The organism is Enterococcus sp. AMC1086, from assembly GCF_058216575.1.
In genome coordinates this window covers 1,832,098-1,850,117 of the sequence record NZ_CM177100.1, presented here as the reverse complement: position 1 = coordinate 1,850,117, position 18,020 = coordinate 1,832,098, and the positions used below count along the sequence as shown (strand labels likewise).

At 35.0% G+C, this 18,020-nt stretch carries 31 protein-coding genes; 26 read left to right on the top strand and 5 right to left on the bottom strand.

The window, feature by feature from the left end; translation table 11 throughout:
• Positions 1 to 12 precede the first annotated feature (12 nt).
• Positions 13 to 918: a helix-turn-helix domain-containing protein gene (locus AC4BC4_RS08740; protein WP_490475424.1), complete on the bottom strand. Its 906-nt coding sequence runs from the start codon at positions 916 to 918 to the stop codon at positions 13 to 15.
• A gap of 611 nt (positions 919 to 1,529) precedes the next feature.
• Positions 1,530 to 1,913 (bottom strand): helix-turn-helix domain-containing protein, encoded by a 384-nt coding sequence (locus tag AC4BC4_RS08735; RefSeq protein ID WP_490475423.1) that lies wholly within the window; start codon positions 1,911 to 1,913, stop codon positions 1,530 to 1,532.
• 127 nt (positions 1,914 to 2,040) lie between these two features.
• Here AC4BC4_RS08735 and AC4BC4_RS08730 point away from each other — a divergent pair, with 127 nt between their 5' ends.
• Both AC4BC4_RS08730 and AC4BC4_RS08725 read left to right on the top strand, forming a co-directional pair.
• Positions 2,041 to 2,256 (top strand): helix-turn-helix transcriptional regulator, encoded by a 216-nt coding sequence (locus AC4BC4_RS08730; protein WP_490475422.1) that lies wholly within the window; start codon positions 2,041 to 2,043, stop codon positions 2,254 to 2,256.
• 94 nt (positions 2,257 to 2,350) lie between these two features.
• Complete coding sequence (locus AC4BC4_RS08725; protein ID WP_490475421.1) at positions 2,351 to 2,587, top strand: helix-turn-helix domain-containing protein; 237 nt, start codon at positions 2,351 to 2,353, stop codon at positions 2,585 to 2,587.
• A 325-nt stretch (positions 2,588 to 2,912) separates the two neighbouring features.
• Here AC4BC4_RS08725 and AC4BC4_RS08720 read toward each other — a convergent pair whose 3' ends face one another.
• Positions 2,913 to 3,395 carry a DUF2321 domain-containing protein gene (locus AC4BC4_RS08720; protein ID WP_490477366.1) on the bottom strand — a complete coding sequence of 161 codons (483 nt, stop codon included), beginning with the start codon at positions 3,393 to 3,395 and terminating at the stop codon, positions 2,913 to 2,915.
• A 64-nt stretch (positions 3,396 to 3,459) separates the two neighbouring features.
• Between AC4BC4_RS08720 and AC4BC4_RS08715 the strand changes: the two genes are divergently transcribed.
• From AC4BC4_RS08715 to AC4BC4_RS08655, 13 genes are all read left to right on the top strand, one after another.
• Positions 3,460 to 3,771, top strand: a complete 312-nt coding sequence (locus AC4BC4_RS08715; RefSeq protein WP_490475420.1) for a hypothetical protein — start codon at positions 3,460 to 3,462, stop codon at positions 3,769 to 3,771.
• A gap of 11 nt (positions 3,772 to 3,782) precedes the next feature.
• Positions 3,783 to 3,986, top strand: a complete 204-nt coding sequence (locus AC4BC4_RS08710) for a helix-turn-helix transcriptional regulator (protein ID WP_490475419.1) — start codon at positions 3,783 to 3,785, stop codon at positions 3,984 to 3,986.
• Between the two features lie 105 nt (positions 3,987 to 4,091).
• Positions 4,092 to 4,778, top strand: coding sequence for an ORF6C domain-containing protein (locus AC4BC4_RS08705; RefSeq protein WP_490475418.1), 687 nt, complete (start codon positions 4,092 to 4,094; stop codon positions 4,776 to 4,778).
• 173 nt (positions 4,779 to 4,951) lie between these two features.
• Positions 4,952 to 5,737, top strand: a complete 786-nt coding sequence (locus AC4BC4_RS08700) for a PD-(D/E)XK nuclease-like domain-containing protein (protein ID WP_490475417.1) — start codon at positions 4,952 to 4,954, stop codon at positions 5,735 to 5,737.
• Between the two features lie 13 nt (positions 5,738 to 5,750).
• Positions 5,751 to 6,779 carry an AAA family ATPase gene (locus AC4BC4_RS08695; RefSeq protein WP_490475416.1) on the top strand — a complete coding sequence of 343 codons (1,029 nt, stop codon included), beginning with the start codon at positions 5,751 to 5,753 and terminating at the stop codon, positions 6,777 to 6,779.
• Between the two features lie 5 nt (positions 6,780 to 6,784).
• Positions 6,785 to 7,471, top strand: coding sequence for a putative HNHc nuclease (locus tag AC4BC4_RS08690; RefSeq protein WP_490475415.1), 687 nt, complete (start codon positions 6,785 to 6,787; stop codon positions 7,469 to 7,471).
• Positions 7,472 to 7,473: 2 nt separating this feature from the next.
• The gene (locus AC4BC4_RS08685) at positions 7,474 to 8,334 is read left to right on the top strand and encodes a helix-turn-helix domain-containing protein (RefSeq protein ID WP_490475414.1); all 861 of its coding nucleotides are present in this window, start codon (positions 7,474 to 7,476) and stop codon (positions 8,332 to 8,334) included.
• On the top strand, positions 8,335 to 8,751 hold the full coding sequence (locus AC4BC4_RS08680) for a DUF1064 domain-containing protein (protein ID WP_490475413.1): 417 nt from the start codon (positions 8,335 to 8,337) through the stop codon (positions 8,749 to 8,751).
• A gap of 12 nt (positions 8,752 to 8,763) precedes the next feature.
• Positions 8,764 to 9,108 carry a DUF7694 domain-containing protein gene (locus tag AC4BC4_RS08675; RefSeq protein ID WP_490475412.1) on the top strand — a complete coding sequence of 115 codons (345 nt, stop codon included), beginning with the start codon at positions 8,764 to 8,766 and terminating at the stop codon, positions 9,106 to 9,108.
• 15 nt (positions 9,109 to 9,123) lie between these two features.
• Positions 9,124 to 9,303 carry a hypothetical protein gene (locus AC4BC4_RS08670; RefSeq protein ID WP_490475411.1) on the top strand — a complete coding sequence of 60 codons (180 nt, stop codon included), beginning with the start codon at positions 9,124 to 9,126 and terminating at the stop codon, positions 9,301 to 9,303.
• On the top strand, positions 9,300 to 9,833 hold the full coding sequence (ssb, locus tag AC4BC4_RS08665) for a single-stranded DNA-binding protein (RefSeq protein ID WP_490475410.1): 534 nt from the start codon (positions 9,300 to 9,302) through the stop codon (positions 9,831 to 9,833). Before AC4BC4_RS08670 ends, ssb begins: the two co-directional genes overlap by 4 nt.
• A 10-nt stretch (positions 9,834 to 9,843) precedes the next feature.
• Entirely contained in the window at positions 9,844 to 10,173 is a 330-nt protein-coding gene (locus AC4BC4_RS08660) for a hypothetical protein (RefSeq protein WP_490475409.1), read from the top strand.
• A gap of 73 nt (positions 10,174 to 10,246) precedes the next feature.
• On the top strand, positions 10,247 to 10,378 hold the full coding sequence (locus tag AC4BC4_RS08655; RefSeq protein ID WP_490475408.1) for a hypothetical protein: 132 nt from the start codon (positions 10,247 to 10,249) through the stop codon (positions 10,376 to 10,378).
• On the opposite strand, the gene AC4BC4_RS08650 is transcribed toward AC4BC4_RS08655, so the two are convergent.
• Positions 10,358 to 10,900 (bottom strand): hypothetical protein, encoded by a 543-nt coding sequence (locus tag AC4BC4_RS08650; protein ID WP_490475407.1) that lies wholly within the window; start codon positions 10,898 to 10,900, stop codon positions 10,358 to 10,360. The genes AC4BC4_RS08655 and AC4BC4_RS08650 overlap by 21 nt on opposite strands.
• Before the next feature lie 80 nt (positions 10,901 to 10,980).
• On the opposite strand from AC4BC4_RS08650, the gene AC4BC4_RS08645 reads away from it, so the two are divergent.
• The 11 genes from AC4BC4_RS08645 (at position 10,981) to AC4BC4_RS08595 (ending at position 17,038) form a co-directional block, all read left to right on the top strand.
• Complete coding sequence (locus tag AC4BC4_RS08645; RefSeq protein ID WP_490475406.1) at positions 10,981 to 11,547, top strand: DUF1642 domain-containing protein; 567 nt, start codon at positions 10,981 to 10,983, stop codon at positions 11,545 to 11,547.
• Positions 11,548 to 11,799, top strand: coding sequence for a DUF3850 domain-containing protein (locus tag AC4BC4_RS08640; RefSeq protein WP_490475405.1), 252 nt, complete (start codon positions 11,548 to 11,550; stop codon positions 11,797 to 11,799). It begins immediately after the preceding gene.
• The gene (locus AC4BC4_RS08635) at positions 11,796 to 11,981 is read left to right on the top strand and encodes a hypothetical protein (RefSeq protein WP_490475404.1); all 186 of its coding nucleotides are present in this window, start codon (positions 11,796 to 11,798) and stop codon (positions 11,979 to 11,981) included. The genes AC4BC4_RS08640 and AC4BC4_RS08635 overlap by 4 nt, the downstream gene beginning before the upstream one ends.
• Positions 11,978 to 12,589 (top strand): hypothetical protein, encoded by a 612-nt coding sequence (locus AC4BC4_RS08630; protein WP_490475403.1) that lies wholly within the window; start codon positions 11,978 to 11,980, stop codon positions 12,587 to 12,589. The genes AC4BC4_RS08635 and AC4BC4_RS08630 overlap by 4 nt, the downstream gene beginning before the upstream one ends.
• 140 nt (positions 12,590 to 12,729) lie before the next feature.
• Positions 12,730 to 13,965, top strand: coding sequence for a DNA (cytosine-5-)-methyltransferase (gene dcm / locus AC4BC4_RS08625; RefSeq protein WP_490475402.1), 1,236 nt, complete (start codon positions 12,730 to 12,732; stop codon positions 13,963 to 13,965).
• The gene (locus AC4BC4_RS08620; protein WP_490475401.1) at positions 13,965 to 14,705 is read left to right on the top strand and encodes a DNA-methyltransferase; all 741 of its coding nucleotides are present in this window, start codon (positions 13,965 to 13,967) and stop codon (positions 14,703 to 14,705) included. Before dcm ends, AC4BC4_RS08620 begins: the two co-directional genes overlap by 1 nt.
• Positions 14,705 to 14,908, top strand: a complete 204-nt coding sequence (locus tag AC4BC4_RS08615; RefSeq protein WP_490475400.1) for a hypothetical protein — start codon at positions 14,705 to 14,707, stop codon at positions 14,906 to 14,908. The genes AC4BC4_RS08620 and AC4BC4_RS08615 overlap by 1 nt, the downstream gene beginning before the upstream one ends.
• A complete protein-coding gene (locus AC4BC4_RS08610; RefSeq protein ID WP_490475399.1) occupies positions 14,901 to 15,383 on the top strand; it encodes a hypothetical protein in 483 nt (160 codons plus the stop codon). Before AC4BC4_RS08615 ends, AC4BC4_RS08610 begins: the two co-directional genes overlap by 8 nt.
• Before the next feature lie 49 nt (positions 15,384 to 15,432).
• Positions 15,433 to 15,699, top strand: coding sequence for a hypothetical protein (locus AC4BC4_RS08605; protein WP_490475398.1), 267 nt, complete (start codon positions 15,433 to 15,435; stop codon positions 15,697 to 15,699).
• A complete protein-coding gene (locus tag AC4BC4_RS08600; RefSeq protein ID WP_490475397.1) occupies positions 15,696 to 16,118 on the top strand; it encodes a DUF722 domain-containing protein in 423 nt (140 codons plus the stop codon). Before AC4BC4_RS08605 ends, AC4BC4_RS08600 begins: the two co-directional genes overlap by 4 nt.
• Before the next feature lie 335 nt (positions 16,119 to 16,453).
• Entirely contained in the window at positions 16,454 to 17,038 is a 585-nt protein-coding gene (locus AC4BC4_RS08595; protein ID WP_490475396.1) for a sce7726 family protein, read from the top strand.
• Between the two features lie 37 nt (positions 17,039 to 17,075).
• On the opposite strand, the gene AC4BC4_RS08590 is transcribed toward AC4BC4_RS08595, so the two are convergent.
• Positions 17,076 to 17,993, bottom strand: a complete 918-nt coding sequence (locus AC4BC4_RS08590; protein ID WP_490475395.1) for a beta family protein — start codon at positions 17,991 to 17,993, stop codon at positions 17,076 to 17,078.
• Positions 17,994 to 18,020: the final 27 nt, after the last annotated feature.

Here is an 18,020-nt window from a genome sequence, read left to right as displayed (position 1 = left end):
AAAATGAATTTCTTATTGATCTTTGATTAACGATATTCCGATATCATTTTTATCTATTTTCTCATTATTAATAATAAGTTCTGTAGCCTCTTTATTCATTCTTTCAGCCATTTCAATATCACCTATATTTTTAACTAAATCTATAAAATTATATATTTTATTTAAATATAACATGTCCCGTGTATTTATATATTCAATAATATTTTTAAAGTATTGGACTGAAAATCTGAAATAATAATTTGTATTATTGACATCAATCATTTCGGCAATTTTTATTAATTCCTTTACATCTTCATAGTTTCTTTCGTACATTAATTCGCTGATTGCATTTATCAATCCAGAATATGCATATTTTTTTGTGTCATGATCACGCAATTCTTCTTCTTTAATAGGCAACAAGCAAAGTATTATTTGCTTAATTCTAGTTGGATCAAACAGATGTATCGTATTCGCAAATAGATGGTACTCATAATAGCCATAATATTTTTGTGAAATTAAGTGGTTAAAAATATGTGATAATTCAGATTCATTTAGAGGTTGAAACCCCCATTTTAATTGGAAATGAGATTTCAAGCTATAATAGTATGATAGTTCTTTACTGCTATTTGAAAATCTATAAGATTCCACAAAGTAAGTATCAATCATATGAGATTTAAGCATTTCGTCCTCTGGTTTACTAGATGCAAGCCGAATTTTTTTTGTAAAATTTTGTTTTGAGTCACTTAAAAATGAATAAGAAAAAAATTCATATTCACTAATACCCAGTGCATCAATTATTAATTGAAGATCATCAAATTTGACTGATCGTTCACCGCGTTCAATTCTAGAATATGTAGAAGAAAACTTAGCTACGGCTATATCAGTTTGTTTAAGTCCTTTTTCAAGTCTAAATTTCTTTATTGATTTTGATATATCCATGTTAAATACCTCCTTTTATATTTGCTGTATCGACAAATTATAATTCATTTGTAACTTAAATTTAATTTTAATAATACCGATATTTTGAATTTTACTGGAATTACACTAATATCAATTTGTTGTATTGGCAAACGTGAGAAATCTTTTCTTTTTTAAGTGTGTTAAATTTGGTACACTATAGTTACAATAATTATTCGGAGGTGAAAGATATGGTATTAGCAACAGTTATAGCAGTAATTTCTGTATTTATTATTCAAACAGGCGGTTAAAACAAAAAAATAGGAGCCATTAATATTCTGACTAGGATCAGAATATTAACGATATACACTAATCCAGCTAGTGTACCGCTCCTTATGTGTAGCTATTGCTACAACAATAATAGTATAACATTCAATAATCATTTTAACATCTATTTTTTGCTAAACAGACTTTATTAATGATTTTAAGTTTGTATATTATTGTAAGAGCGGTGCACTCCAAAAAAAGGAGTGTCAAAAAATGGAAGAGCAAAAAGAAATTATTTATCAATTGGTGAATGCAATAGATAATCCAGAAGTTATAAACTTTATTATTGCATTTTTAAAACGTCAAACCTCGCGAAAGAGCTATCTTTAGCTCTTTTTTTGCTTTAAAGACACTAAAGACTTAATCATATCATTTACAACTTTTAATTCGCTATCATCCAAAATTGGTAAATTCTCAATAATTTCCATGAATATGTTATTACTGTTATTCATTATCATATCAACGACATCAAGGGCCTTCTCGCTATAGAAGGACTTTTCAGGGGTATCTGTACGACCTAGTAAGTAATCAGTAGATACGTTAAAATAGTTTGCCAACTTTTCCAAAACTTCACTGGGAAGGTTGGTAATGGTTCCCCGTTCATAATTCGATACATTTTCTCTCTTCATGTTTAAAACCTTAGCTAAATCTGCTTGAGACATGTTTTTATTCAATCTCAATTCCTTTATACGTGTAGCTGTTAAAGACATCAAGTAAACCTCCAATTGTTATTAAAAAAAGTTTTTAAGAGAAAACACTTGCGTAATTGAAAATTACTTGATATACTCATTTATGTAATTACCAGTTACTAAATAAGATACCAAAGGGGGTGTTTTCATGAATTCGATTCGAAAATCATTTAAATCTGTTCGCTTGGACAAGAATCTGACTCAAAAGAATGTATCTGAACTAGCGGGAGTTACAGAAACTACTATTCGAAACATCGAAAATTATAGATCTAATCCAAGTTTCCAACTGGCCATAAAATTATCTAAAGTCATGTCATGTGACTTTGAAAAATTGTGGGCAGATGATTTTCCTAAAATTTCATAACTCTTTTTTTATATTATAATGCGTAATTAAGAATTACGCAAGTGTAATTTACAAATCTAAACATTTTAACAAATAAATCAGATAGGAGAACGAAATGGCTAATGCACAATTAAGAGTTTTAGAAGGAGGTCTGTCTAAGAGACCAAAATATAATGAGCCACCATTAACAAGGAAAGATGTTGCTTTAAAATTAAATGTCAGTTATGGAACGGTAGTTCGTTGGGAAAAAGATCGTGTCGATCCGATTCCGCATGTAAGGAAAGGTAGCATTGTCCGATTTATTGAAGATGAAATAGATGTTTGGTGGGAGAAATACAAAAAGAACAAATGATCACCACAGCAAACCAACCAAGGAGGCTAGAAATGTGGAAGCAATACTACTAACCACAGCAAACCTAATCCTACTAGCTATAGCCGTGAGTTGTTTTGCCACAGGCGAGACGGTGCAAGGCAGTACATTTTTAGCGGTGATGTGGGTGGGCAGTGTAGTAGATAGAATACAGAAATCAGGAGGAGGAGAATGATGAGAATAAAAAAGCAGATACCGAAAAATAGCTACTTCAAGTATTTAAAAAGAAAACACGACTATACCAAATGCCATTGGTGCAATCGTGTAATCATGAAAAAAGATAATTATTGTTGTAGATGTGGAAAACCTAATCAGGGAAAAGTGATTTTTTAGCAGCCTCAGAAATGACATCAACTAAGAGGTTGTACATTGAATCTTTTACGAATCCAGAAACTTTAGGAAATACTTTTTTGAATTTAGCTTCTGCCAGTTGAGTTCTTGGTGTGTCCACTAATAAGTCAGGAATCGCCGTTTTAATTAGTTGTTTGTCTTCATCACTTAATGCATCGTCTAATGAAATTAATTCGATGGCGTTATTAAGTACTTGTTCTGTCCAAGGATAAGGGGTAGCGCATTTCGTGCAGTAAGAAGGTCTTTCTGCTGTTCTAGGGCCGACATAAATGACACCATCACTTTCGAACCAGCCGTTAATGGGTGCATGACACGATTGACAAGTAGAAATAACATTTGCACCACATTTTGGACAAAATCCATCTGGATCGACTGAGCTATTAGATGTAACACTCAATTGATGACCGTTCAAACATACTTTTTGAAATTTTTGAACTATGATTTTTCACCACCTTAATTTATTTCAGCAGACCACTTGCTGATAAGTAATTATACCAAGGTGAATGATTTCTAACAATACAAATTGGAAAGGAGCAACCGAAATGAAATATAAATTTTTCTCAGCATTAGACGAAACACCATTTGTACTATTTTTGGCTACCATGTCGAGTTTATGGGTAGTTGCAGGAATATTAATTATCATTCTGTGCATCATAAATGGCACAGCTAAATTAAAAGATTTACCAATGGCGTTATTCGTTATCGCAACGGCTCATATGTCATTCTGGCTATCTTTAGTCGTTATTGTCGCTTATATCATTGTACGCACGTTGGATTTTCATTCAATGCAGAATGGACGCAAGAGAATTAATTAGGAGGGATTGCAATGTACGTAAACAATCTAAAAGTTATTAGAGGAATGAATCATGTATCAGTTAAGGATTTAGCGGATAGTGTGGATGTCTCAAAACAAACTATTGAAAGTATCGAAAGTAATAGGTACAAACCAAGCTTAGAACTAGCTTATAAGATTGCTGAGTTTTTCGATGTAGAAGTGACTGTCATTTTTGTTCCATTGCGAGGTGAATAGTATGACTAAAGAACAACATGAAAAGCTGTATCAGCAATTAAACGCTGAGTATCACAAAAATATTGAACCAGTTTTAATGGCGAAGCAATGGAGGGAGAAATACAAATGCAAGAATTAGTAATTATGAAAAACAAAGAAGCAGTAACTACTAGTTTACAAGTGGCTGATAGCTTCAATAAGAAACACCAACACGTATTGAGAGACATTGATGCATTGCAAGAAGATGTGTCCAATTTTGGACAGATGTTTATAGAAGGGACTGAACCTGATTTGTACGGAAGACCAAGACGAATCTATTTTATCAGTCGTGATGGCTTCTTTCTTTTAGCGATGGGATTCACTGGAAAAAAAGCTATAGGGTTTAAACAAAAATATATAAAAGCGTTCAACGATATGGAAGATGCGATCAGAAAAGCAACAGTTCCTCAAACGATCGAAGATATGATGATTTATCAATTGGAAGACATGAAGGAAGTAAAGAAAGATGTAACTGTTCTAAAAGACACAATGCGGATCACTGGGCAACAAGAATTTGAGATTAAGCAGCAGTCGAATAAGAAAGTAGTAGAGTGTCTTGGCGGTAAAGATAGCCCGGCGTATAAACGACATGCTAAAAAAGTGTACTCAAATTACTGGAAAGATTTTAAACAGTATTTCCATTTACCAAGATATGGAGAACTACCAAGAATCAAGTTTGATGATGCTTTGGCATATATTGATGAATGGTTACCAGGCACAGATTTGCGTTTGTTGATCAAAGAAGCGAATAGACAAGGTGAATTATTTGAATAAAAAAAGACCGATAGGATGGCAGTCCTGTCAGTCACTTACTAAATTATATTAACAAAAGTATACCACGGAAAGGTGGATTTTGACAATGACGCCAGAACAACAAGATGCACTAGACTATTGGTTGACTACTCCGCCAGAAGAATTTTATAGAGAAGAATACCAGGAGGAACCCGATGACTACTTTGACTGAAAAAAATTATTACGACAAACAATGGGAGTTTTTATCAGCGTCGCAGTATAAAAGTTTTATTTCTTGCGAGGCTAAAGCGTTTGCTGAATTGACTGGAGAAATTCCAAAAGAAAATACAGAAGCTTTTTTAGTTGGCAACTATGTCCATTCTGCATTTGAGAGTGACGAGGCACACAAGAAATTTAAGAAAGATCACGAGAAAGAAATGCTGACCAAACAAGGAAAATTAAGGGCTGCTTTTGTTGGTGCAGAAGAAATGGTCCAAAGATTAAGAAAAGACGCCTTTTTCGATGGACTCTATCAAGGGAAAAAAGAAGTCATAATAACAGGAACATTGCACGGAGAAAATTGGAAAGGCAAAATCGATTGTTTAAATATAGAGCAAGGCTATTTTGTTGATATCAAAACAACAGCAGATATCCACAAAAAAATCTGGTCTGAATCTCGTAGAGTATGGACTCCGTTTGTTGAAGCTTATGGTTATTACGAACAAATGGCGATTTACAAAGACTTATTAGAACAGAAATATAATAAAGAATTTTCTCCATATATTATCGCAGTTAGTAAACAAACTCCTTGTGATATAGAAGCTATTGAAATTAGAGCCGAATTACTGATAGTAGCTTTAAACAATGTGAAAGAAAACATAGAACGTGTTTCTGCAGTTAAAAACGGTGAAGAGAAACCACGAATGTGCGGTAAATGTGATTATTGTCGTGGCCATAAACGATTAACAGGCTTTGTGTCATCCGAAGAACTAATTAGTTAGGGAGTGGAAAATAATGGAAGTAAAAAAAGCAAAGCGTGAAAAACTAAAAGTTCCAATTATGCTAACTGGGGCTAGCGGAAGCGGCAAAACAGTTTCGGCATTACTCATAGCAAAAGGAATTATCGAAAAAATGTTCCCTGATCTTTCAGATGATGAACAATGGGAAAAAATAGGAGTTATTGATACAGAGCATAAACGGTCACTGCTTTATGCTGAGGCTACTGTGGCAGATGTTTACATTGGGGAATTCCTTCATTTAGATTTTGAGCCACCGTTTACAGTGGATAATTACATTAAAGCATTCAATCTTATGAAAAACTCTGGCGTTGAAGTGGTGATTATTGATTCCATTTCTCACGCATGGAGCGGTGAAGGTGGAATTTTAGAGCAAGTTGAAGCCTTATCAAAAGGTAAACCCAATATGAAAATGGTTGCTTGGGCTAAGGTGGCACCATTAGAAAAACAATTTATGAAATTAGTTACTGGTAATTCTGTTTATGTGATAGCAACAGCAAGAAGTAAACAAGCATATTCTATGGAAAAAGACGAGAAAGGCAAAACTACCGTTGAAAAGGTCGGGTTAAAACCTGATCAGAAAGACGTTTTAGAATATGAATTTGCGATAGCGTTAAGAATGGATCAGGATCACAACGCAGAAGCAACCAAAGATAATTCCAATATGTTTAACTTGCCATTTTCTGTTACTACTGAGATTGGTCATAAAATATTCGATTGGTCAGATACAGGCGTCGACTTGGAAAAACAACAAGAAGAATTAATTACACTTGTTACAGAACTTGCCAACAAATCAGAAGAACATGAAAAGAAGTTTAATGAGATGCATGCTCAATTAAATTATTTACCTCTTAAAAAATTTAAAGCGAATGTTCTTGAGAGAATGGCAAAAGTATTGGAATCTGTTGTTATTCCTGAACCCGAAAATGTAGAAGCATTATCTGACCAGGAGAATGAGAAACAAACACAGTTATTCGATGATAAAAAACCGCCGATTGATACAACAAAAGAAGTCGAAAAGAAGTGATTTAAATGCTAAAACCATTGCTAGACACGTACTCTGCAGTACTTCAGTTATTGAAAAATAATCAGATGAAAGCAGAGATCAACGAGCAAGTAAATATCGATCGGTTACGGACTATGTACGAGGGTTACGAAGGCGACAGGATCATCGAAGTACGCTTTATTGACCCTCGGCGGTTCACAGTCCAACAGCGTAATTTTATCTATGCGCTGATAGGGGACATATTCCTTTATTATGGACAATCTACCGAAGACTTAAAGGAATACTTTTACTTTTTGTTCGAGGGCATTAGCGGACGAAATATAAGCCTTGCTGATGATTCAAAATCTACAGTAAGTGATGCTAATTTGTTAGCGGATATTATCCTAGATTTCATCTTTGAAAATAACATCCCGTTTAAAAAAGGCTATGAGATTCTACCCGCTAACCAAGAGTATTATTTTTATAAATGTATAACTAAAAGAGTGTGCTGTATTTGCGGTAAAACAGGAGCCGAGATTGACCATTTCGACAAAGCATTAGGTCGTAGGAGTCGTAAAAAAGTAGATCATACAGAATATACTTTTGCAGCGCTTTGTCATGAACATCATATGGAGAAACACACAGTAGGGTTGAACAAATTTAAAACTGACTATCACGTAAAAGGGATAAAATTAAATAACGACACAATCAAGAAGTTAAGGATAGGAGGGTAATCTTGGAAAATCAAAAAAGTTACTACGCTATCATCCCTGCAATAGTAAGGTATGACAATGATTTAAACGGTAACGCAAAGCTATTGTATGGAGAGCTAACAGCACTATCCAATGAAAAAGGATACTGCTGGGCTACAAATCTCTATTTTGCGAATTTATACGGAGTAAGCAAGCGAACAATCATCTCATGGATGAAGCAACTTGAAAAAAAGAAATACATTAATATCCGTGTTTTCTATAAGCCGAATAGCAAGCAAGTAGAACGCAGGCATATCTATATATTGCCGTTTCCAACTGAAACAGATTTCTATGAACCTAGTGAAGAAAATTTCATCACCTATGGAAAAAATGATCACGAGGGTAGTGAAGAAAATTTCACCACCCCTAGTGAAGAAAACTTCACAGATAATAATACAGTTATTAATAATACAGTTAATAATACATTAGATAAAAAGAACAGTGTTGAACAGAGTTCAACCGTGTCTGAATCGTTTGATGAAATTTGGAAAAAGTTTCCAAAGAAAACAAACAAGAAAAAAGCGCAAGAACAGTTCGTCAAAAAAATTAAGACTAAAGAAGCTTTAGAACAGTTTAATAAAGGATATACGGATTACCTGAAATACATCGAACTTAACGAGTGGTATCATCCGCAAGAATTGTTTAGATGGATTCGTGATGATCGATTCAATGATGAGTATGACTTGACACCACCAAAACCGACAGGCACCTACCAACGCCAACCAGTCAGACAAGAAACTATGCCAGAGCTGGTAACTAATCCAACTCCAGAAGCTAAATTGTCACCAGAAGAACAAGCAAAGTTAGATGCTGAGATACAAGCGTTTTTAACTAAAGGTAAGTAGATGAATTATCCAAAAGGAACAAGACGGCCGATTAAGAAAATTAAATCTAAACTACCAAAGCAAAATAAGTATAAAAATCAAAAGACAATCATTGACGGTATAACGTTTGATTCTAAGGCAGAAGTCGCTTATTACTATCATCTAAAACAACAAAGGATTACTAACTTTAAGATGCAAGAATCGTTCGTGATCCATGATGCTTTTAGCTTAAACGGTAAGAGGTATCAGGCCATCAAATACAAACCAGACTTTACATTTTACGATAGTGACAAGTTGGTCAAGGTGGTAGATGTCAAAGGCAAGCGTACAGCGGACTTTAACATCAAAGCCAAGATGTTTGCTTGTAGATATGGTATAGCGATTACACTTGCAATCTATGACTACAAACACAAAATTTTCGTCGAGAAAACGGCGTAGGAGGAAATATAGATGGCTAAAAATTGGCAACGAGTGCCAGCGCCTAACACAGTAGGTTCTAAAGTTCATGGGTGGGTAAGAGAAATGAATGAAGCGTACAAGGATATTAACAGCCAGTACGCCGTTTTGGTCAGGACCATAGATACAGAGCTTGGGAAAGTTAAGCATGCTGCAATTAGAAATATCGATTCAACTGATATTCCTTGGAGTGAAAAGCAGAGAATTAAAAATGAACTGTTTGGCGAAGAAAAACAAGCAATCGAATTTTTTCCGAAACAGTCAGAGCTAATTGACGAAGAGAATATGTATCACATTTGGATTCTTGAAGAAGTAGAACTATCTTTTGGAATTGATTAGAAAGTAGGAGGACGGATGCTAGGGATTGAAAAGCGATTGATACTACGAGAAATAAAGAAACTACTCAAAAATGATGAAAATTTAGTGTTAATTAGCGACAGGCAAATAAAAACAACAGGAAATACTCAAAAAAACATTAGGAATCTGGAAGGCGCAACACGTTTATTGCAAAAGATGGAGGAGGTAATTAAATGATCAACAATGTTGTACTAGTTGGAAGATTAACAAAAGATCCAGATTTACGTTTTACTGCAAGTGGTTCAGCTGTCACAACATTTACCCTAGCTGTTAACCGCAACTTTACAAATGCGAATGGTAACCGAGAAGCAGACTTCATTAACTGTGTGATATGGCGCAAACCTGCTGAAACAATGGCTAACTATGCGCGTAAGGGTACATTGTTAGGCGTAACAGGTCGTATTCAAACTAGAAACTATGAGAATCAACAAGGTCAGCGTGTTTATGTAACTGAAGTAGTCTGCGAGAATTTCCAATTATTGGAATCAAGACAAGCGAATGAAGATAGGAATAACGCTCAGGGGTCGCATAATCAAAATACAGGCGTTTCAAACCATTCTGAGGGTAATTCTTCATCGAATCAAAACGACACGTTTAAAACGCAAGATAATAGCCAAAATGAAATGCCGGACTTGAATTATAAGAATGATCCATTTGGCGGTACAAGCTCAACTATAGACATTTCAGATGATGATTTGCCGTTCTAGGGGGATAAACATGAATAAGAAAATGACCGAAAGGAAAATGAGAAGCAAACTACTAAGCTATTATCTGGTACGTGCTGAGCTAGGTGATAAAGAAGCTCAGAAAAAAGCGGAAGAGATCGGCAGGCAGATAGAAATGCCTAGAAAGTCTAAAAGCGGAAAACGTACCAAAGTTGAAGTTTATTACCCTGACGGAACTGTTGAACTTTTCCAGTCGATTAAAGATACAGCGCATGCTATGGGACTATCACGAGATAGAATCACCCATTATGCCAAGCGAAACAAATATGACAAGCAGGGGAGAAAATACAAATACTTGAAGGACGGTGAACCGAATGAATAAACCGAAGTTTAGAGCGTGGGATGAAGAAGCAGAATTGGTGAATGAGATAGTTATTTAAAGGAGTTAGTTGTTTATGAAATATATTTTATGGGTAATGATCACCGTTTTGATATCGAAGTATTATACAAATGAAAAAGGAAGCTTTAGCTTCCTTGGAGTAATCCTTGCCACTGTATTAGGGACATTAATTTTGATTTATGGATAAGAATACCCCAAATATAAATAGGATTATCAATAGCACGAAATCTGGCCAATTATTCATAAGAGAAATTTTGAAAAGATCAAAGTTATTTTTATATTGCCTTCGATTTATTCTATATGCATTATTCCTAAGAGGCATGCCAATTTCTTTACAAGTGCTGTCATATCTCAACGAGAATCGTTCTGAAAAATACTGCCAATGTCTCATATATGATGAAGAGTCAGCGTTAGCCATTCTTTCTGCATAGATTTTGATTGATGGGAAAAAATAATTTCCAGATGAGTCGCAAATATTAATTATTTGAGTTCCAATTTGGTTAACCTCAGCCTTGGAAATGTTTTTAGAGAAAAGCTTGTATTCTACTAAAGAGTATATCTGAGAATAACATTTATCAAATATAAGTCGTGCGGTTTGTTGTTTTTCTGGTTTTGAAATGTGCCTAGATGTAAGGACACTTGTAAAAATAGCTATAAGAGCAGTTAAAACAATATTTATAATGCTTATTTGATTGTCGTTTAATTCCATTTTATCACCTCGATAAAATTATAACTTATCTTGAAATAAATATACATGAAAATCTAAAAAATGTAAGGAGGACGCAACACATGGGGATTGATACCGATAATTTAGTAGAAACAGTTGACGAACTACGTTTTCGAGAATCTGATGAATTCGATTATTATGAACTGAATGATGAAGCAATAAGCGAAAAATACAAAGATGGTTTCAATAAAGCCTGTAGCGAAGTTGTGGAAATTCTATACTCACTACCAACCCAACAGGACAAGGTTGTGGTGCCACAAGTAGCTGATGATCATATAAAGGAAGGGCTAACTATGGGAGCTAGCAAAGTAGAAATTATATGTTGTGCGGAATCTTATTCAACAGCGATACCTAATGATGAATTTTCAAAATGGTTTAGAAAAAACGAAGATTTATTTTTTCTGGCAGTCGCTAACGGCTACACCGTGGAAAAAGAGCCGTTGTATGAGGTTGTATTCTACGAAGACGAAAGTGATCGTTGGTTGTTAATGCAACTTTGGGAAAGTTCTTATGAAATTGTACCTGAGAGCGAAAACGATGGATATAGAACACAATGGTTCAGTGAAAAAGAAATTAAGGCAATTAATGAAAAATATTGGGTATTTAGACATCCAGTGGAGGAAGAATAAATGAAAGATCACAATCTAAAAATAGAGCATCAATATTTTGTACAAGTAATTTCTGGCTTAAAAACATTTGAGATTCGTAAAAATGATAGGAATTTTGAAGTTAATGACATACTTGTTTTAAATGAAATCGACAGTGATGCACGATTGACAGGAGAAATTTATCATGTCCAAGTCACCTACATTACAGACTACGCACAAAAAGAGGGCTATGTAGTGATGGGGATTGTGCCAATCAAGGAGGAAGCAAAATGATTTATTGTAACGGAAAATTTAGGGTGATTGAAACACCAATCGGAAAATATATGATCGAGAAAAATACCATAGGCGGTTGGAGTCCATTTGTAAAAGATGGCAAAATGCTAGAGTTTGAAACAAAGGCAAAAGCTGATCAAGAATTAGGTAAGATTCGTAAGGAATGGGAGGAATCACAATGACAGAGAAAATTACAATCGAAAAAACTATTATAGACAAGCTGATTGAAAAATCGAATGTTGAGCCTACTGGGAATACTGATGATTTGAATATAACCAATCCTGCATGGGTAGATGGGTACAAAGAAGGGATTCTTCAAGCGGTCAACGCTGTAATGGGACCAATTTATTTGACTGACCACCAACCAGCATTTGCGGTCGGGGAGTATGTGGCGGCGCAACATCCTACAAATGGGCTTACTATTATCAAAATAGAGACAAAAGAATCTAATGCTATAAGAGGTAAAATGTATGACTTAATAAACGGTATTTTTAATGAGGATCTAAAATCTTTTGTGCATGTTGTTTCATGTTCGCCAGCCACCACCGAACAGATAGCAACGTTCAGACGTGCGGAACAGTTTGCCAGTAAAGGGCGTGAGATGGATGAGTTTCGTGATCGAGACATAGTTAAGTATGAAGGAGAGCTATTTTTCGCAAAGACAACTAGCGAATCAAACTTAATTAGCGTGAGTGGATTTGACGGTTACGGTTGGGACGATATGAACGCTGATGAATTTGACCTCATCCAAACAGCCGAAGAACTACAGGAGGTAGGGGAATCGCAATGAGTAAAATGTGGGTGTTTAGGGATTACGAAATATGTGGGACATTTTATAGTATCACCTATACTGGTTAGAAAATTAATTAAACGAAAGGAGTGGAGGTTTGTCGGCCGACACTAAAAAGCTTTTTACTCCTTTGTGATTATATGAAATTTTTAGATTTATTCGCTGGCATTGGTGGTTTTCGATTAGGTATGGAATCGGCAGGGCATAAATGTGTCGGATTCTGCGAGATCGATAAATTTGTTCGTACTAGTTACAAAGTAATACACGATACAACAGGAGAGGTGGAAATGCATGACATTACAACAGTTTCAGACGAGTTTGTTCGAGGAATCGGACGTGTCGACGTTATCTGTGGAGGATTTCCGTGCCAAGCTTTCAGCATTGCAGGAAAAAGACAAGGTTTCAACGATACTCGAGGAACTCTATTCTTTGAGATTGCAAGGTTCGCATCTATTCTCAGACCACGCTATTTATTCCTTGAGAACGTCAAAGGACTGCTCAACCACGAAGGAGGGGCTACGTTCGAGACAATCCTCAGAGCCTTGGATGAACTCGGGTATGATGTGGAATGGCATTTGTTTAACTCAAAAGATTACGTCCCACAGAACAGGGAGCGAATATTCATTATCGGACATCTTAGAGGAGCGGGTACCAGAAAAGTATTTCCTTTCGAAAGAGATGGTGCAACGACTAATAACGAATATAGAATCAAAAAAATAGGGAATATTAGAAAAATGGGTAAATCTCAAAGTGGTGATGTTGTTTCAATTAACGGAATTGCTCCGACAATGTGCAGCACTACCACACAAAAAGACCCGACTAAAATTGCAATCCCTGTCCTAACGCCTGATCGATTAGAAAAACGGCAAAACGGCAGACGGTTTAAAGATGATGGAGAAGAAATGTTTACTCTGACTGCTCAAGATAGGCATGGAGTAGTACTAGGCGGAATATACGTGAATGATTCAGAAAGATTCAACAGAGGTGTTTTACCTGAACTTAGCAGAACACTAAAATCGAGTAAATCAGATGCAGGTATATTAATTAAAGAAGCCACAACAAAAGGATATTCAGAAGCTACACCCGGCGACAGCGTTAATATTTCTCATCCGAACTCTGAAACAAGAAGAGGTAGGGTAGGTAAAGGAATTGCTAATACTCTATTAACTGGTGAAGAGCAAGCTGTAGTAACTGAGAGTTTCCAGATTCGTAAATTAACACCTCGTGAATGTTGGAGATTACAAGGCTTTCCAGATTGGGCGTTTGATAAGGCAAAAGAAGTAAACAGTGATAGTCAACTATACAAACAGGCTGGTAACTCTGTGACAGTTCCTGTGATTGCGGATATTGCTGTTAGATTGGATGGTGATAGCTGATGCTTGAGCTAAACAAAATTTACAACATGGACTGCCTTGTAGGTATGCAGCAGATACAAGATAAAAGCATCGATATGATTCTATGTGATTTACCTTACGGGACTACTCAAAACAAATGGGATAGTATTATTCCGCTGGATCAACTATGGGAACAATATAAGCGGATCATCAAAGATAATGGAGCTATTGTTTTAACTGCGACTCAGCCGTTTGCAAGCAAATTAATATTCAGTAATTTAAAAATGTTTAGATATGATTGGATTTGGGACAAACCGACCCCGACGGGATTTTTAAATGCTAAAAAGATGCCAATGCGAGCTCACGAAATAATTTTAGTATTTTATAAAAAGTTACCGACCTATAATCCACAAAAGACGACCGGCCATAAAAGAAAAGTCAGTACTCTGGAGCACAAAAGAAATGATAAATTAACAACAAATTACAACAAGTACAACCATGCAGCATACGACAGCACAGAAAGATATCCTAAGAGCATATTGACCTTTTCCAACGGTGCGCAAAAAGGAAAGATACACCCAACTCAAAAGCCAGTAGCTCTCTTTGAGTATCTGATAAAAACATACACTGATGAGGGTGACGTGGTATTTGATGGATGTAGCGGATCAGGAACAACTGCAGTAGCTGCAATCAATACAGGGCGTGAATTTATATGTATGGAAAAGGAAAAAGAATACTTTGATAAATCTGTTGACCGGATTATGAAAGCAGGTGAAAGCTGATGTGTGAGTATTGTTCTAAAGGCATTAAGGCAGACAAACAAAAGGAAGGCGTGACGTGGTTAAAATTCCACTATAGCGGCTATAAAAATAACGGTATGACAGCAGGTCAAGCATTACGAGCTACGATTATTGATCATACAAACGCCGAGGGATTTGATCCAGTTATTCTGATTAAATTTCTGGAGGAGGTAACAAATGTTTAATTTGTTTAAAAAGCAACCAGAGGAAGAAGCACAACTGACAGACCAAATATCAGTGGATAATTTAAAGGCTTATGTAGTTCAAGGTTACGAAAAAGAAAAAGAACTACAAGGGAAGCTAGATCGTAAAGAGCAAGAAATTAATGAACTGAAAGCGAAAATTGAAGAATTGGATGCATTGAAAGTAGTTCTTGAGAATAAAGAGCGGATCATCAGAGGGTTAGAACATAAAAATAAACGTGTCGAAAATTTAGAAAACCAACTAGTTGATAGGGAAAACAAGAACAGCGATTTAGTTATTAAGAATAGGCAGCTTAAAAATCAAATCGCCGAAATGCAGAACGAACGAAAAACAATAGAGCTTGACAACAAGAGAGTTGCTAAAGCAGAAACAATCGCTCGGATTACAAACCGCGTTGAGCAACACAAAGGCAATTTAAGCAAGGCTAAAGCTATTGAGATAATTAATGCACCATGAGCAGGCAACAGGCGTTTGGTGGGTTGTTTAATAGAGGAGGGTGATGTGAGTGGAATCAGCAACATATGTTCTGAAATTACTAATCAGAAACATGCAAGTTCAACAAAAAAATATGGATTGGTTAAAAAATAATGTTGATAAAAAAATAATTGAGGCTGTAAATGATCCTTCAGCCAAAGGGAAATTTAACAAGAGAGAATTAATCACCAGACAACTCGATCACGAAAGATATACTGATGCTCAAAAAGCAGTATTCATAGATATTGAGGAATGGGCTAAGGCATATCTAGAGAAGTTGGGAGGGGTAGCGGATTGAGCTTAACTTATATAAGTGATACAAAACTAAGTAGTTGGGAAGAGGACTTTAGACAATATAAAAAAATACCTAGTATCATCGCAACGATAGTGATAGCTGATCAATTCCATGAACCAGATATCAACGATTGGATAAGAGGGAGTCGAGAGCATACCCAAAAAGCTTTAACTGACATGATTAAATTAGAAGATAATCCGAAATGTTATCTATGGGCGATGAAACAAAAGGCGATTAAAGAAACATATGAAGGTTTGTCAGATGAACTTAAACACATATGTGATGTCTACCTATGGGGTGAGTATTCTTATTTAAAATGGCGAGAAATTGGCGTACGTGAAAATGTTTCGAAATCAGGAATCTATACTTGGCGTAGAAAAATATTAGAGACTTACGCAAAAAAAGTAGGAGAGATTTACTAATTGTGGACAAAAACACCATGTAGTCCACTAATTTTAAGAATATAATAGTATTATCAACAAATTAGATAAATCGCCTACAGCAAACAATTACACAACTATTAAAGCTAAATTCAACTGGAATTAATGATTGCTGTAGATGGTTTAACACTCGCTCACAGGTAAATACCTAGTTTACAGCCTGTGGGTGGGTTATTGAGGTATAGCGCTGTTGGTAACGTATTTTTTTAAATTTATAAATAATCTTGTATCCAATATACATTGAGTGGATGCAGGATTTTTGTCTTGATTTTTTATTGTTTAGTAGGTAAAATGAATTAGTGTTTGGAGGCGATAGAATGCGATTAGATGATAAGGATATTCGAAAGGTACTTATTGAAAGAATAAAATCGTATAAAAATTGTCAGATTTATGAAGAGATTACTGTTCCTTCTGGCAAGGCAAGAGCAGATTTAGTCGCAATTAATGGTCATGTAACTGCCTATGAGATAAAAAGTGATTTCGATTCACTTACCAGATTAAAGTCTCAAGTGATTGAATATGATTTGAATTTCGAAAGAAATTATGTAGTTACTGGTGACAAATTTTCTAAAGTTATTTCGGAGGTGGTTCCAAGTCATTGGGGAATTATAGAAGTAACTGGCGAAGATATTAATTCTTTAAATATTCGATTTGTTAGACAAGCTAAACTAAATCCTAATATTTCATTCAGTAATTTTGTGTCTCTTCTATCTTCTGACCAAATCAAGTTTTTGGCAAAGCAACTTTCCATTTTTACTAGAAAGTATAGTAAAACTGAAATACAGAAAATGTTTAAACAAGATGTAGTGAATAAATTAGAATCAGAGACATCTATAACAGGTAAAAAAAATCTAAAAAAGTATATCAGAGAAACCCTTAAAAAAGAAACTGTATATAAGTAAAAAGAAACACACAGAACAGGCCTGAGTGTTTCTTTTTTTATTTAAATTCATCAATACAAACTTGGATATGACGATTGACACAAACAGAAACCCATACAGAAGGATTTCCTAAATTACGATTTTCTTTTACAACATTATCTATATATTTGTCTCCCCAACAATAATCTGGGCTAAATTCAGGGGCTCCATTTTTGATTTCTTTGCAGACTGCTACAAAATCATAATTCCCTCGTCGTTGTCCATTGCGAACAAACCAGTAGTAATCATTTAAAGTGTATTTAAGTTGAACTGTTGGGATAATTGGACCCGTAGAAGTTAATGGTATTGGACTGATTGTTGAATAGTCTCCATAAAATACATTGTTCTGTGTAGCTTGATTTATTCTATTAAATAATATTTTTTCGTATCTTTCTAGTTTATAATTTTCTGTAGACTTTACAGGAACGGTTTGAGGCATCGCGCCACTAGAAACTATTATGTTTGTTGAAGGTAGATTATTTATTAAGTTAATCACATCAATTATAAGATCATTAGGCAATTTATCATCAATATACTCGAAATCAATAAAAATATTTTGAGGTACTGATTCTTTGTTTGATTCAAGCCATTGGATAAGGAACTTACTAATATTATTCTTTGGAATTCTTACGTATTCGTATGCAGCACTAGCATCATTAGGCTCTAGCAAGATATCTACAGGATAGACAATTTTGTGATGGGAATATTTATTATCCTGAAGCAACTCTTCTAGTGTTTCAATACTATCTGCATCTAAATCTCTTACGTCCAGTAAAGATTGAAGTGGATATTTTTGATTTATTATATCTAAAACATCAGCAGACGCATCAGTAATGATAATATTGGGGATAAATTTGTGTAAATCAGTCCCACTTTCTTTTAAATTATTAAGTGCACGAAGTTCCCCTTCTTTAGATCTTAGTGTGGCAAAATACATGTAAATCATCCTTTCTCTTTTAATAAA

What these genes read in the sequence shown, in the direction of transcription:
- AC4BC4_RS08740 (WP_490475424.1), bottom strand. Translation starts at nt 918, where the DNA reads ATGGATATATCAAAATCAATAAAGAAATTTAGACTTGAAAAAGGACTT.
- AC4BC4_RS08735 (WP_490475423.1), bottom strand. Translation starts at nt 1,913, where the DNA reads ATGTCTTTAACAGCTACACGTATAAAGGAATTGAGATTGAATAAAAAC.
- AC4BC4_RS08730 (WP_490475422.1), top strand. Translation starts at nt 2,041, where the DNA reads ATGAATTCGATTCGAAAATCATTTAAATCTGTTCGCTTGGACAAGAAT.
- AC4BC4_RS08725 (WP_490475421.1), top strand. Translation starts at nt 2,351, where the DNA reads ATGGCTAATGCACAATTAAGAGTTTTAGAAGGAGGTCTGTCTAAGAGA.
- AC4BC4_RS08715 (WP_490475420.1), top strand. Translation starts at nt 3,460, where the DNA reads ATGATTTCTAACAATACAAATTGGAAAGGAGCAACCGAAATGAAATAT.
- AC4BC4_RS08710 (WP_490475419.1), top strand. Translation starts at nt 3,783, where the DNA reads ATGTACGTAAACAATCTAAAAGTTATTAGAGGAATGAATCATGTATCA.
- AC4BC4_RS08705 (WP_490475418.1), top strand. Translation starts at nt 4,092, where the DNA reads ATGCAAGAATTAGTAATTATGAAAAACAAAGAAGCAGTAACTACTAGT.
- AC4BC4_RS08700 (WP_490475417.1), top strand. Translation starts at nt 4,952, where the DNA reads ATGACTACTTTGACTGAAAAAAATTATTACGACAAACAATGGGAGTTT.
- AC4BC4_RS08695 (WP_490475416.1), top strand. Translation starts at nt 5,751, where the DNA reads ATGGAAGTAAAAAAAGCAAAGCGTGAAAAACTAAAAGTTCCAATTATG.
- AC4BC4_RS08690 (WP_490475415.1), top strand. Translation starts at nt 6,785, where the DNA reads ATGCTAAAACCATTGCTAGACACGTACTCTGCAGTACTTCAGTTATTG.
- AC4BC4_RS08680 (WP_490475413.1), top strand. Translation starts at nt 8,335, where the DNA reads ATGAATTATCCAAAAGGAACAAGACGGCCGATTAAGAAAATTAAATCT.
- AC4BC4_RS08675 (WP_490475412.1), top strand. Translation starts at nt 8,764, where the DNA reads ATGGCTAAAAATTGGCAACGAGTGCCAGCGCCTAACACAGTAGGTTCT.
- AC4BC4_RS08670 (WP_490475411.1), top strand. Translation starts at nt 9,124, where the DNA reads ATGCTAGGGATTGAAAAGCGATTGATACTACGAGAAATAAAGAAACTA.
- ssb (WP_490475410.1), top strand. Translation starts at nt 9,300, where the DNA reads ATGATCAACAATGTTGTACTAGTTGGAAGATTAACAAAAGATCCAGAT.
- AC4BC4_RS08660 (WP_490475409.1), top strand. Translation starts at nt 9,844, where the DNA reads ATGAATAAGAAAATGACCGAAAGGAAAATGAGAAGCAAACTACTAAGC.
- AC4BC4_RS08655 (WP_490475408.1), top strand. Translation starts at nt 10,247, where the DNA reads ATGAAATATATTTTATGGGTAATGATCACCGTTTTGATATCGAAGTAT.
- AC4BC4_RS08650 (WP_490475407.1), bottom strand. Translation starts at nt 10,900, where the DNA reads ATGGAATTAAACGACAATCAAATAAGCATTATAAATATTGTTTTAACT.
- AC4BC4_RS08645 (WP_490475406.1), top strand. Translation starts at nt 10,981, where the DNA reads ATGGGGATTGATACCGATAATTTAGTAGAAACAGTTGACGAACTACGT.
- AC4BC4_RS08640 (WP_490475405.1), top strand. Translation starts at nt 11,548, where the DNA reads ATGAAAGATCACAATCTAAAAATAGAGCATCAATATTTTGTACAAGTA.
- AC4BC4_RS08635 (WP_490475404.1), top strand. Translation starts at nt 11,796, where the DNA reads ATGATTTATTGTAACGGAAAATTTAGGGTGATTGAAACACCAATCGGA.
- AC4BC4_RS08630 (WP_490475403.1), top strand. Translation starts at nt 11,978, where the DNA reads ATGACAGAGAAAATTACAATCGAAAAAACTATTATAGACAAGCTGATT.
- dcm (WP_490475402.1), top strand. Translation starts at nt 12,730, where the DNA reads ATGAAATTTTTAGATTTATTCGCTGGCATTGGTGGTTTTCGATTAGGT.
- AC4BC4_RS08620 (WP_490475401.1), top strand. Translation starts at nt 13,965, where the DNA reads ATGCTTGAGCTAAACAAAATTTACAACATGGACTGCCTTGTAGGTATG.
- AC4BC4_RS08615 (WP_490475400.1), top strand. Translation starts at nt 14,705, where the DNA reads ATGTGTGAGTATTGTTCTAAAGGCATTAAGGCAGACAAACAAAAGGAA.
- AC4BC4_RS08610 (WP_490475399.1), top strand. Translation starts at nt 14,901, where the DNA reads ATGTTTAATTTGTTTAAAAAGCAACCAGAGGAAGAAGCACAACTGACA.
- AC4BC4_RS08595 (WP_490475396.1), top strand. Translation starts at nt 16,454, where the DNA reads ATGCGATTAGATGATAAGGATATTCGAAAGGTACTTATTGAAAGAATA.
- AC4BC4_RS08590 (WP_490475395.1), bottom strand. Translation starts at nt 17,993, where the DNA reads ATGTATTTTGCCACACTAAGATCTAAAGAAGGGGAACTTCGTGCACTT.